This is a genomic window from Candidatus Babeliales bacterium, assembly GCA_041660205.1.
Taxonomy (GTDB): domain Bacteria; phylum Babelota; class Babeliae; order Babelales; family Chromulinivoraceae; genus JACPFN01.
The window spans coordinates 16,925-31,109 of the sequence record JBAZWT010000002.1; the positions used below are offsets into that span (position 1 = coordinate 16,925).

Annotated in this window: 9 protein-coding genes and 1 tRNA gene; all 10 read right to left on the reverse strand. The window is 37.2% G+C overall.

Annotation, left to right across the window (positions count from 1 at the left end; genetic code table 11):
* Window positions 1–15: 15 nt before the first annotated feature.
* The 10 genes from WC747_00810 to rplK all read right to left on the reverse strand — a co-directional run bounded on the left by WC747_00810 (window position 16) and on the right by rplK (window position 14,174).
* Window positions 16–978, reverse strand: a complete 963-nt coding sequence (locus WC747_00810) for a hypothetical protein (protein ID MFA5998548.1) — start codon at window positions 976–978, stop codon at window positions 16–18.
* 41 nt (window positions 979–1,019) lie between these two features.
* Entirely contained in the window at window positions 1,020–3,122 is a 2,103-nt protein-coding gene (gene pnp, locus WC747_00815; protein ID MFA5998549.1) for a polyribonucleotide nucleotidyltransferase, read from the reverse strand.
* Between the two features lie 26 nt (window positions 3,123–3,148).
* Window positions 3,149–3,415: a 30S ribosomal protein S15 gene (gene rpsO / locus WC747_00820; GenBank protein ID MFA5998550.1), complete on the reverse strand. Its 267-nt coding sequence runs from the start codon at window positions 3,413–3,415 to the stop codon at window positions 3,149–3,151.
* Window positions 3,416–3,494: 79 nt separating this feature from the next.
* Window positions 3,495–3,569 (reverse strand) — tRNA-Val (locus WC747_00825).
* Window positions 3,570–3,581: 12 nt separating this feature from the next.
* Complete coding sequence (gene rpoC / locus WC747_00830) at window positions 3,582–7,640, reverse strand: DNA-directed RNA polymerase subunit beta' (protein ID MFA5998551.1); 4,059 nt, start codon at window positions 7,638–7,640, stop codon at window positions 3,582–3,584.
* Complete coding sequence (gene rpoB / locus WC747_00835) at window positions 7,633–11,940, reverse strand: DNA-directed RNA polymerase subunit beta (GenBank protein ID MFA5998552.1); 4,308 nt, start codon at window positions 11,938–11,940, stop codon at window positions 7,633–7,635. The genes rpoC and rpoB overlap by 8 nt, the downstream gene beginning before the upstream one ends.
* Before the next feature lie 72 nt (window positions 11,941–12,012).
* Window positions 12,013–12,393: a 50S ribosomal protein L7/L12 gene (rplL, locus tag WC747_00840; GenBank protein MFA5998553.1), complete on the reverse strand. Its 381-nt coding sequence runs from the start codon at window positions 12,391–12,393 to the stop codon at window positions 12,013–12,015.
* A 77-nt stretch (window positions 12,394–12,470) separates the two neighbouring features.
* Window positions 12,471–13,007: a 50S ribosomal protein L10 gene (rplJ, locus tag WC747_00845; protein ID MFA5998554.1), complete on the reverse strand. Its 537-nt coding sequence runs from the start codon at window positions 13,005–13,007 to the stop codon at window positions 12,471–12,473.
* A 28-nt stretch (window positions 13,008–13,035) separates the two neighbouring features.
* A complete protein-coding gene (rplA, locus tag WC747_00850; GenBank protein ID MFA5998555.1) occupies window positions 13,036–13,725 on the reverse strand; it encodes a 50S ribosomal protein L1 in 690 nt (229 codons plus the stop codon).
* 17 nt (window positions 13,726–13,742) lie between these two features.
* On the reverse strand, window positions 13,743–14,174 hold the full coding sequence (gene rplK / locus WC747_00855; protein ID MFA5998556.1) for a 50S ribosomal protein L11: 432 nt from the start codon (window positions 14,172–14,174) through the stop codon (window positions 13,743–13,745).
* Between the last annotated feature and the right edge of the window lie 11 nt (window positions 14,175–14,185).

A 14,185-nucleotide genomic window follows, 5' to 3' on the forward strand; every position in this document is an offset into this window, starting at 1 on the left:
TTTATTTTTTAAAACTTACGAAAAGTCGCCAGAGAAGAATAATGCAAAAAACGCATCAAGACGATAGGAGCTGCCACCAGATTTTAATGCAAGGTCAATTTCATACATTTTTTGGTGCGATGCTTGCAGCTCAAACAATGTGTACAATTTCCAATCTTGTTTTAAAAAAGAAAATGGTAATCCAAACGTAATTTGCTTTTGATCAACAGGCACTCGGCCCTGCCACTGCACGTAAAAATATGCTTTAAATAATTGTTCTGAAAAAAACGTTGTCCAAAATTGATCAGAATAATAAGGTCTAACATCTGACCATTTTACAAAAAACTCTTCTGCTTTTTTTTCAAAAAATAGTTGGCTCAAATAAAATAATGAAATATCAGATACCACTAATTTTTCGACCCAATCATCAAAAAAAAGATCCATACTTTTGCCAAGCAGGCCGCTGTAATCTTGCAGCAAACAAATCTGATCAAGTGAATATTGCGAATTGATACGATATAATTTCGCAAAAAAATGAGCTGCTACTTCTGGTTTTAAGCTGTCGTATAAAAATGATAATTTTTTTATTTGATCACTGTTGTAAGATTCGGCAATAGAAACTTGCAATAAGGAAGACTGAGACGATGATAAAGGAAGATTATCCTCATCACACAAAAATCCAATGATCGTATGTGGACCTTGATACGATTGGATAAATTTAATCCAATCTGTTTTTTTCTTTTTAGAAGAAAGAAGAGAAAGATCACCAAAACAATAGATCTGTGTTTGTCCCAAAAAGCTTGTATGCAACGCAATTTGAATCGCAGTAAACTCTTGGTCCAGATTTATTTTTTTGAGTGGTTGGCCTAATTTTTTTTGAAGAAAAACTAAAGCTCGATCAAAAAAAAGTGGGCTATAGCTTTTACCTGTAAAAAGAATAACGGAATGATTTTTTACAAAAGATTCAGTACTTTGTGCAAAAAATTCTGTTATTTCCATACAAGAGCCATAACCCACTTATTAATTTACTGTGCGTTTAATTATCGTGCGTTTTTATCAGCAAAATCTAAACGTATTTTTCCTGATTCAGGATCAAAATCATCAACAATAACCATAATTTTGTCATCAATTCTGTAAAATTGATCAAGGTTTCTTTGTTTATCTTTTGGTATTTTTGAGATATGCAAGAGTCCAGCTTTACCCGGCGCAATATCTACAAATAAACCAAAGTCAGATGTTCGAGCAATATAACCTTCTAAGATCATACCTTGTTCGAGTTGATCAGCTAAAATTTTCACCCATGCAACAGCCATGTCAATATTTGACCCTGGTGCTCCAAAGATGTTAACAACAGAACCTTCAATATCAATTGTTGTTCCAGTGTGTTCGATAATTTCTTTAATAATTTTTCCGCCAGAACCGATAATTGCACCAGCTTTGTTTGGATCAATTTGAATTGAAATCATACGAGGAACACGAGGATTAAGCTCTTTGTTAGGCTCAGTCATAACTTTATTCATTTCACCCAAAATGTGAAGACGAGCTTGTTGTGCTTGCGCTAAAGCTTGTTCAAATACTCTACGAGGTAATCCACCTTTGTATTTAATATCCATTTGGATTGCATTAATTCCTGATTTTGTACCAGCAACTTTAAAATCCATTAGACCTAAAGCATCTTCAAATCCAGTAATATCAGTAATCGCTTGGAAATTTCCGCCTTCAGCATGTAAAAGTCCCATAGCAATACCAGCAACCATATCTGTAATCGGAACGCCAGCATCCATAAGAGCCATTGTCGATCCACAGACTGATGCCATAGAGCTAGAACCGTTAGATTCTAAGATGTCAGAAATAATTCTAATGGTGTACGGAAAGTCTTCTTTTGAAGGAAGTACACGTTTAATAGCAGAAGCTGCTAAATGTCCGTGTCCAATTTCTCGACGCCCAGGTCCGCGCATTGGTTTAGCTTCACCTACAGAGAATGGAGGGAAGTTATAATGCAACATAAACCCAATATCAATTGGTTCATTTTCAAAAAGATCATCAATTCTTTGAGCGTCTTTTCCACTACCCAAAGTTACACTGACAAGTGCTTGTGTTTGACCACGTTGGAAAAATGCAGAACCATGAACTGATGGAAGTAAGTTTACTTCTGTAGAGATATTACGAATATCTGTAAAATTTCTACCATCAACACGTACTTTACGTTTTAATGTTTCAACGCCAACTGCGTCATTGAGAACTGAATCGAAAACATAATTAATTTTGTTTTCTTCTTCACTTTTAGCAACCACGTGTTGACCAACATGCTCAGCATGAAATGCTACTTTGATTTTTTTAATTGCATCTTTTAATGCTTGTTTTTCTGAACCAACTTTAAAAATTTCATCAATTCGTGATGAAGTTAAAAAAGTTACAGCTTTGTTATGCCATGATGTCCAGTCAAAACCATCTTGGTATGTTGTGTTGTTTGCAACAGCCACTTCTTTGCAAATTTCTTCTTGCCATGCTACTTGCTCTTTGATTGACTCATGAGCAGTAAACAATGCATCGACTAATTCTGTTTCAGAAATGCCAGAAGCATTTCCTTCAACCATGCAAAGACCTTCTTTAGTTCCAGCAACCATTAATGTTACATCAGAATTTGCTAACTCGTCTCTTGTTGGATTCATAATCCATTTTCCTTCGTTGCGGCCGACTTGGACTGCGCCAACCGGTCCACCGAAAGGAATTCTTGATATTGATAATGCAATTGACGCTGCAAGCAATGTCAATGGCGCTGGAAGCGCATCTTTATCAAGTGAATAAACAGTTGCAAGGACTTGTACTTCATTGAAGAAATAGGAAGGGAAAAGTGGTCGAATTGATCGATCGATCAAACGACTTACCAAAACTTCTTGATCGGAAGAACGACCTTCTCTTTTAAGGTATCCACCTGGAATTTTTCCTGCAGCAGAAAAATATTCTCGGTAATCTACAGAAAGAGGTAAGAAACCCATAAAGCTTTTTGTTTCTGCCATAACAGCTGTTGCTAAAATAACAGTATCTTTATGTCGAAACCAAACTGATCCATCAGCCTGATTTGCAAATTTTCCAACTGTTACCTCGTATCCAAGACTTTTTAACTTAAAAGTTTTGACCATTCTATTTATCTCACTATCGTTATAAATTATTTTCTGATTCCAAGACGTTTAATCACATCGCTGTAACTAGCTTCGTCACATTTTTTTAGATAGATTAAAAGTCGTTTTCTGTCATTTACCATTTGCATCAATCCACGTTGTGTACTGAAGTCTTTTTTGTGAACTCCTAAATGAGCTTGTACTACAGCCATATTTTTTGTCAAAAGAGCTATTTGCACTGCTGTTGAACCAGAATCTTGTTCATTTTTGCCAAATTCTTTGATGAGCGCTAATTTTTCTACTTGTGTTAACATAACAACCTTATTTATATTTTGACTGTATCTTATTCATATTTTTCAAATCTATTTGTGCATACCAAGATACTAAGATCTTTGGTAGGCGCGAGCGGGATTGAACCGCTGACCCCTGCTACGTCAAAGCAGTGCTCTACCACTGAGCTACGCGCCTACTATTTATTTTTTATGCACAAACCTCATCACCTAAGTGCTTATCTTTAAACGAAGTCACACCGGTTCCTGCAGGAACTAATTTACCTACAATAATATTTTCTTTCAATCCGTATAAGTTATCAACTGTTCCGTATACGGCTGCTTCAGCTAAAATTCTCGTTGTTTCTTGGAATGATGCTGCAGAGAATACGCTTTCAGTTCCTAAAGATGCCATAGTGATACCCATCAATACAGGTCGAGCAACCGCAGCCGCTTTACCTTCTGATCGAAGTGCACCATTGACAGCTTTAAAGTGAACTTTGTCAACCAAGTCACCGATTAAGAAATCAGAATCACCTGGAGAAACAACACGTACTTTTCGAAGCATCTGTTTTGCAATAACTTCAATGTGACGATCGTCGATATCTACACCTTGTAAGCGATAGATCTCTTGAACCTGATTCACAATGTATGTTTGTAAAACATCTGGCCCCAGAATTCTTAAAACATCTTGGAGAACTGGTAGTCCATTGGTTAATGAATCACCAGATTTAACTTTTTCACCGTCTGCAACAATCAACTGACGATCTCTTGGAACTAAATAGTTGAAAGAGTTTTCACCAGCTGTAACGCTTACTTTACGATGTCCACGATGTAAACCACCAAACGCAACTTCACCATCAATGTCTGCAATGATTGCAGCATCTTTTGAAATTCGAGCTTCAAAGATCTCAGACACTCGAGGTAAACCTCCAGTAATATCACGAGTCTTGGTAACTTCTTTTGGAATTTTAACGAGAACATCACCAATTTCAACTTTTTGCTTATCAGAAACAAGCAAATACGAACCATGCGGTAAATAATACTGCAAGCGCGCATCTTCGTCTTTATTAACGATTGCAAGTGCAGGTTGATATTTATCTGATTTAAATTCTAAAATATAACGCAATGATTTTTGTGAAGCTTCATCGATTTTTTCTTGGCTCGTAATATTATTGATCAAATCAATATATTCAACATAACCTTCTTTTTCACCGATGATCACATCATTGTGCGGATCAAGTTTAACGATTTCAGTATCAGCTTTTATTTCTTGACCTTGTTTTACAAGCAACGTTGCTCCGTATGAAACTTGAACCTCTTGAAGTTCTCGACCATTTTCGGAAAGAATTCTTACGCAACCCTTACGACTCACAACAATATCTTGACCATCACGATCAACAACTGTTCTAATATCATGGAATTCAATACGTCCTGCATATTTTGCAAGATATAATGCTTGCTCCGCAAAACTCGCGGTACCCCCGATATGGAAGGTTCTCATGGTTAGCTGTGTTCCAGGTTCACCAATTGATTGAGCAGCGATCACACCAACAGCTACGCCAACTTCAATCAGCCTTCCTGTTGATAAATCCATTCCATAACATTGAGAGCAAATACCACGTTTTACCTGACATGATAAAACAGATCGTACTGATGCTTTAAGAACGTATGCATCTTTCAATGCTATAAGTTCATTTCTCGTAATTAATTGACCACGTTTGAAAAGAATTTCTCCTGTTAAACTGTCTTTCAAGTCTGCAACAAGTACACGACCATTTAAACGTTTAATCAATGCGTAAATAATTTTACCAGACTCTTTCAAGTCTTCTAAAACAACATGGCCAAGTGTTCCGCAATCGTCCATAGTCACAACAACGTCTTGAGCTACGTCAACTAAACGTCGTGTCAAATACCCAGAGTTCGCAGTTTTCAACGCTGTATCGGCTTGACCTTTTCGGGCCCCGTGCGTTGAAATAAAGTATTCAAATACGTTTAAACCACTTTTAAAGTTACTTTTAACCGGAGTTTCAATAACGTCACCAGATGGTTTAGACATCAATCCTCGCATTGCAACGAGCTGTTTGATCTGCTCTTTAGTACCACGCGCTCCTGAGTCAATTGACATGAAAATTGGATTAAACCATTTAAATGATTTATCGGCATTTTCATACGCTTGATTGTCATATTCTTCGTACTGTTGATACATTTCACGAGCAATTGAAGCTGCTGTATGATGCCAAAGGCTCACAACTTTGTTTTCGCGTTCACCATTAGTAATAGCTCCGCTTTTAAACAATGCTTCAATTTTCGTTACTTTTTTTTCTGCATCAGCAATAGAAGCTTTTTTGCTTTTCGGCTCAATCAATCCTTCCATTGGGAAAGAAATTCCACCCAATGTTGCATAGCTGAAACCAAGTTCTTTGATTTTTTCTAAAAATTGAACCGTTCTGTCTGAACCAAATTTATAATAAATATGTTCAACCAAACGTCCAATATCACTTTTTCTAAGTAATCGATTTACCAGTGAAAAGTCAGCACCATCTGGCATAACGTCGTATAAAATCGACCGTCCAACAGTAGTGTCTGCCATTTCGCCAGTTTTCAATCTCAATTTAATACCTGCATGTAAATCAACAGACTTACAATTGTATGCAGAGATAACTTCTTTTTCACTTGAAAAAACAGTACCTTCTCCGAGAGCAAATCGACGAGTTTTAGTCATGTAATACAATCCGATAACCATTTCCTGTGAAGGAAGCGCTATTGGCTGACCGTTCGAAGGAGAAAGTAAGCTTCTTGTAGAAAGAACTAATCGCTCAGATTCTTTTTGCGCTTTGCAGCTTAATGGCAAGTGTACGGACATGGTATCACCATCAAAATCCGCGTTAAATGCGCTACAAACCAAAGGATGAATTTTGATCGCTTTTCCATTAACCAATACTGGATAAAAAGCTTGAATACCTAAACGGTGCAATGTTGGGGCACGGTTTAAAAGTACGACTTTACCTTTTACGACAGTATCAAGCGCATCCCATACTTCAGTTGTCGCTTCTTCAACCATTTTTTTTGCAATACGCAAGTTCGAAGCTAATTCACAACGTAATAATTCTGCATACACATGCGATTTAAATAATTCCAATGCCATAACTTTTGGAAGTCCACATTGACTCATTTTCATTTCAGGATCAACAACGATCACTGAACGAGCTGAGTAATCAACACGTTTACCAAGTAAGTTTTGACGGAATCGACCTTGTTTACCACGAAGCATTTCGCTGAGTGATTTCAACGGACGTTTATTTGAACCGCGAACAGGCTGTCCTCTGCGACCATTGTCAACCAATGAATCAACAGCCTCTTGCAACATGCGTTTTTCATTTTTAATAATAACGCTTGGCGCTTCAATTTCTAACAATCTTTGTAATCGAACGTTTCTATTCAAAACTCGACGATATAATTCGTTCAAATCTGAACTAGCAAAACGTCCACCTTCAATAGGCACAAGCGGTCGTAGATCCGGTGGTAATACTGGAAGGATATCCATAATCATCCACTCAGGACGTAGACCAGCAGCTTTCAACGCTGACAAGATTTTAACGCGACGCATCATTTTGTGTTTTGCCGCAACTGATGTTGAATTTGCATATAATTCTTGAAGATGTGCAATTTCAGCACCAAGATCCATCAATTTTAAAAGATCTTTAACTGCTTGAGCTCCACTGTCAGCTTTAAATTCAAAGTCTTCTGGATGATTTATTTGATATTCTTCAAACTCATTTGTCGAGATAATCGATTTCCGAGTAAACGGAGAATTACCTTGATGAATGACCAAGTAAGAATCAAAATAAACAATACGTTCTAAATCTTTTACTGAAAGATCTAAAATAAAGCTGAGATAACTCGGTGTACCTTTTAGATACCAAATGTGACAAACCGGAGAAACAAGTTCAATGTGCCCCATGCGTTCACGACGAACACGAGCTTGAATAACTTCAACGCCACATTTTTCGCATGTAACACCGCGGTGTTTCATACGTTTATATTTACCGCAGTTACACTCCCAATCTTTTACAGGACCAAAAATTCGAGCACAAAAGAGCCCATCTTTTTCTGGTTTTAATGTTCTGTAATTGATCGTTTCAATTTTCTTCACTTCACCATACGATAAAGCTTTGATTTTATCAGGAGATGCAAGCCGCAATTTAATAGCATTAAACTGAGCAGGCTGAACATATTCTCTAAATCTTTGTAAAATTTGATTAGACACCTAATTCCTCCCTTCCAGCTTTAAATAAATCAATCTGTAAGCCTAAGCTTTGAAGTTCTTTCACTAACACATTAAACGACTCTGGTATTCCAGGATCTGGAATATCAGTACCACGAACAATAGATTCGTAAACTTTATGTCGTCCAATCACGTCATCTGATTTATACGTTAACAATTCTTGAAGAGTATAGGCAGCACCATATGCTTCAAGTGCCCATACTTCCATTTCTCCAAATCTTTGTCCCCCGAAATTCGCTTTACCACCAAGAGGTTGTTGCGTGATTAAGGAGTAAGGTCCAACAGAACGAGCATGTAATTTGTCGTCAACCATATGGTTCAATTTTATCATGTAAATTGTTCCAACAGTTACCGGTTGATCAAAATATTCACCGGTTCGACCATCTCTAACTTGATATGTTCCACCTTGGGACAATCCGCATTCTTGAAGCAATGGTTGAATTTCCGCTTCAAAATCAGGACCTTGGAAAATAGGAATTTCAAAATGAACACCTTCGCGAGCTGTTCTTCGTGCAAAGTCCATGATACCTTCTTTTTTATGAGAAGATTCGATTTCTTTAACAATCTTAGGATCATAGATTTTTTCTAAAGCACTTTTAACAAGATCGTAAGACTTTTGATCAACAAATTCTTGAAGTCTTTGTCCTAATTTCTTACCAGCATATCCCAGAACAGTTTCTAAAATCTGTCCTACGTTCATACGAGACGGAACACCCAATGGATTTAAAATAATATCCGCTGATTGTCCATCATCCAAGTACGGCATATCTTCGCGTGGTAAAATATTAGACACAATACCTTTGTTACCGTGTCGTCCAGCAATCTTATCACCAACAGAAATTGCTCGTTTTGAAGTAATGTAAACTTTAATAACTTTGATAACACCAGAAGGTAAATCGTCACCCTTTTTATAGAATGCTATTTTTTCTTCTGTCATGCTTTTCAAAATCGCAAGTTTCGTTTCATACGATGTTTTTACTCTTTCAAAACTTTCCATCTTGTCTGTATCTTTACATTTTAATGCAAAGATCGTTTCAAGATCAGTTTTTAATAATTTAGCACCGTCAAAAGAGTCGTTTGTTAACAAATCTTTAGAAACTTTACCAATTGGTTTTTGCTCATTAAGCAAAGTAGCAATTTTAGTTTTAACTGATGTTTGTAAAGCAAACATTAATTTTTCTAAACTACGTTCAAGTTTTTCAACTTTACGAGTTGAATCTTCTTTATAGCGCTTATCTTTTCGAGCACCGCCACGAGAAAATATTTTAATGTCAGAAACAGTACCTTCAACTCCAGGTGGTACTCTCAGAGATGTATCTCGCACTTCACGAGATTTTTCTCCAAAAATGGCACGTAATAATTTCTCTTCTGGAGAATATTGTACGTCACCTTTTAAAGTTACTTTTCCAACTAAAATATCACCAGGAACAACGCGTGAACCTAATTGAATAATTCCGTATTCATCAAGCGGAAATAAAGCTTTTTCACTCACGTTTGGAATATCTTTTGTGATTTCTTCAGGCCCAAGCTTAGTATCGCGAGCCTCAACTGTGAATTCATCAATTGAAATCGATGTCAACACACTGTCTACAACAAGACGCTGACTTAAAACAATCGCATCCTCAAAGTTGTAACCACGCCATGGCATAAACGCAACCGTTAAGTTTGCACCAAGTGCCAGCTCTCCATCAGTAAGAGATGCACCATCTGTTAGATACTCGCCCTTACAAACTGTGTCGCCAACCTTAACGATAGGACGTTGATGAATCCATGTACTATAACTTGAACGATTAAATTTCTTCAAACGATACGTTGTAATACCTTTGTCGACCCACGATTCTTCATCAGCAAATTCAGCTTCAGATGAAGCAACAATAATTTCATCAGAAGAAACATACTGCACAACACCTGATCGTTCAGCAATAATTGCTGCACCAGATGAACGCGCTACTTCAGATTCCATACCTGTACCCACCAAAGGAGTTTGAGGTAAAATCAAAGGAACAGCTTGACGTTGCATGTTTGCTCCCATAAGGGCACGACTGGCGTCATCATGTTCCAAGAATGGAATCAAAGCTGCTGCAACAGATACTAATTGCTGAGGCGACAAATCAATAGCGTTGACTTGTTTTTTATCAACCAAGATAAAGTTACCCGCATGTCGAGCAATTACTTTATCTTCTGTAATAGTTTTGCCATCTTCATCAGCAGCATCTGCTTGAGCAATATATAATGCAGATTCTTCAAAGGCATCAAGGAAGACAACATTGTCTTCAATTTTACCGTTTTTAACAGGACGATATGAAGATTCAATAAATCCAAGATCGTTCACCATTGCATAAGTTGCAAGTGAAGAGATAAGACCAATCGTTTGACCCTCTGGGGTTTCGATAGGGCAAATTCTTCCGTAGTGAGAGTTGTGAACGTCACGAACTTCGTACGTTGCACGATCTTTCATCACACCGCCGGGCCCGAGGGCTGACAGTCTTCGTTTATGAGCCAATTCCGCAAGCGGATTAGTTTGGTCCATAAATTGTGACAATTGGCTTGAGCCAAAGAATTCTCTAAGAACTGCACTTAAAGGTTTAATATTTAAAAAATCTTGAGGCATTAAAGCATTGTGCGCTTCTTGCATTCTGAATCGTTCTTTTGCGATTCTTTCAATACGAGAAAGAGCTGAATACACTTGGTTACCAAGTAATTCACCCACAAGACGCACACGTCTATTACCCAAGTGATCAATATCATCAAGTTCACCAAGGCCACATTCACGCAAATCAATAAGATATTTGATTGTCGCTATAATGTCTTCAATTGTTAACGTTGTAACTTCTTTCGAAATTGATAACCCTAATTTTGAATTCATACGTACACGACCAACTTGCGCTAAGTCGTAATAGCTGCCTGAGAAAAACTGACGATCAAGACGTTCTTTTACTTCAACGATAGATGGAACATCGCCAGGCCATACTTTTGCATGAATTTCATGTAAAGCATCTTCACGAGACTTACATGAATCATTCGATAAACTCGTTGCAATAGTCGGCTGGAATGTATAGCCATGAGAATGAACTAAATCAAGAACAATGTTTTTATGTTTTAATAATTCTAAGAATAGATCTTCGGTTAATGGTTCACCTTGTTCAACAAGAATTTCACCTGTTGAAGGATCAACAACATCAACACGAGTCACTTTATGTAACAACAAAAGATTAGGAATGATAACGCGATCAAGCCCTAATTCTTGAAGTTGTTTTAAAGTTTCGTCTGTTACTTTAGTACCAAGAAAATCAGATTCTACGCCAGAAGGAAGCATGTCTTTTACTATCTGCAAACCTAATAAGTTTGAATCAAGTTTTTTATAAAAGACTCCGCTATCTGCATAGATAATATCTGCATCATAAAACTTCGGTAAGATTTCTTCACGAGGAATACCAAGTGCCTGTAAAAACGCTGTTACTAATACTTTTTTCTTCTTATCGATTCGAACATACAAGCTATCGCTTGTATCAAATTCAAAATCTAACCAAGAACCACGCATTGGAATAATACGCGCAAAATAGTAAGGACGACCACGCAAATCTTTGGTTTTTTTGCTTTTTGAAAAGACAACACCAGAAGATTTGTGTAGCTGACTTACTACAACACGATCAACACCATTTATGACAAAAGTTCCTTGGCTACCCAAGCGATACTGACCATTACGTTCATACGAATCAACCATGACTGGAACATCTGCAAAATATACATCCTGTTCTTTAATGTCATGAATTGTTTTGTTTTCCTGTTCGTCAATATCCCAAGTAATAAGCTGAACTTTTACCTTAAGCGTAAACGCAAAAGTTTTTTCACTATCACGACAATCTTGTACTGAAAACGGAATACTTAATTCTACACGAGAATGACAAGTAGAACACATGATATAACGCTTAGTTTTCGAGCTTCTGTCTAAACGGGAACATCCCATTTTTCCAGTTACTGAATCTTTCCACGTATAGCGATTAGTTATACCAGTCAAGCTCCCACAAGAGCACGCCCATGTTCCAAGTTCATAACTCACATAATCAAGTGAGATTTTTGGACCACATTCAATAGGAAAAATGTCTCGAAAGGCTTTTTCAAGTCCTATACTTTTTCGCTCTTCAGGCAAAAAGTCGAGTTGCACAAATTCATTGAACGAATCTGATTGAACTTCAATCAGATTGGGAACAGGAACTAGTGATTTACTTTTTCTAAACGATTTTCGTAAAACAAAATTATCAACGGTCGAGCAAGATATCATGCTCCTCCTTATCGAAAAAACCACACAAAGTAACAGCCGCTTTCAATTGTACCACTCATCAAAGAATCGGTCTTACGCCAATTCTACTTTAGCGCCAGCACCTTCTAATGCTTCTTTTGCTTTTTTAGCATCATCTTTTGACGCCGCTTCAAGAATAGTAACCGGAGCACTTTCCACTAATTTCTTAGCTTCACCAAGGCCCAATGTTACAAATAATCTTACAGCTTTAATAACTGCAATTTTATCAGCACCAAAGTCTTTTAAGATAACTTTAAATTCTGATTTTTCTTGAACTGGAGCCGCAGCTTCAGCGCTTTCACCAGCAGCTGCAGGAGCAGACATAGCTGACGCAGAAACACCAAACTTAACTTCTAAAGCTTTTACAAGCTCAGCAAGATCTAAAACAGACATTTTTTCAACAGACTCAATGATCGAATCAAAATTTTTTGACATGGATGTCTCCAAAGAATATTAAACAAACTATTTAAAACTAATACAACAACACTCTAAACTTCTTTTTTGAGCACTTATTACTCTACTGTTGGCTCAGTCACAGGTTCAGCTTCAGCTACAACTACAGGACCAACTTTTTGTTCCAATATTTGTGCTAAAACATAAACAAATTTAGCCGTAACAGCATTTAATGTGCCACACAATCTTGCTAGCAATACTTCCCTTGATGGAATCAATGCTAGTCGCTTTACCCCTGCGCTATCAAACAATTGTGATTCGCAGCAGCCAGCAACAATTTCTAAGTCTTTATTTCTTCTCGCAAAATCACTAAGAACTTTTGCAACACCAGTAAAATCTGATTTAGCAAATACTAAAGCTGTTTGGCCCTTCATCAAAGATCCCAAACCTAAACAATCAGCTTCTTTTGACATTGCTAATTTCATCAAACGATTTTTTGCAACTTTGAATTCGCCGTCTTTTTTTTCTAACTTGATGCGTAATTCTTGCAAATCAGAAACCGTTAGTCCTTGAAATTTTACAATAAAAGCTGCTTCATTCGTTGTAAATTTCGCACTCAGCCCTTGTACTGTGTTTTCTTTTTGATGTCGATTCATTTTTATACCTTCTTATCGAATTATCTTACTAAAAATTATCCACATCGACATTAATACCAATACCCATTGTAGAAGAAATGGTAATTTTTCGGATAAATTTTCCTTTTGACGCAGATGGCTTAGCAGAAGCTAAAACCTTTAAAAACTCAGCTAAGTTTTCATGTAAAACGTCAGCACCAAAAGAAACTTTTCCGATAGCAAAATGGACTAAGCCATATTTATCATTTTTGAAAAAAGCTTTTCCTCTTTTCAATTCTTTTACAACAGAAGCAACATCATCAGCAACTGTACCTAATTTTTTATTTGGCAATAAGCCTTTTGGTCCGAGAACTTTTGCAAGCTTTCCAAGACGAGGCATAAGATCTGGCGTAGCAACGGTGTATTCAAAATCGATCCAACCGCCTGAAATCTTTTCAACCAAATCTTCAAATCCTACGTAGTCTGCTCCAGCAGCTCTTGCTTCGTCAGCTTTAACGCCTTCAGCAAAAACAAGAACTCTAGTTTTTTTACCTGTGCCATGAGGTAATGCAACACTTCCACGAACAACTTGTTCACCCTTAGAAGCATCAATTCCCAAATTCACAGAAACATCCACAGATTCGTCAAACTTAACAAAAGCTAATTCTTTAACTTTTTGAAGAGCGGCTTTACCCGGTAAAGCAACCTGTTTATTTAAGGTTTCTTTCGCCTTACGATATTTTTTTCCGTGATTAATCATAGTAAAAATCCTTACCCTTAAATAACCTCAACACCCATACTACGCGCAGTTCCAGCAACAATTTTTGTTGCTTCTTCTAAGTCACGAGTATTAAGGTCCGGAAGTTTGATTTTTGCAATTTCTACCACATCACTCATAGATATCTTGCCCACTTTATTTTCATGCGGACGAGCAGATCCCTTTTGAATGTTTATTTTTTTACAAATCAACTCAGAAGTTGGAGATGTTTTAAGAACAAACGAAAAAGTTTTATCTTTCATAACAGTTACAACTACTGCAACAGTCTCACCTTTTCGGTCAGCTGTTTTAGCATTGAACTGCTTACAGAATTCCATGATATTGACACCATGTTGACCAAGAGTTGATCCAACTGGTGGCGCCGGAGTTGCCGCCGCACCTTTAATGCGAAGCTTGAGCCTCGACTTTATGTTACCAAGATCTTTTGCCATAAACATTACAC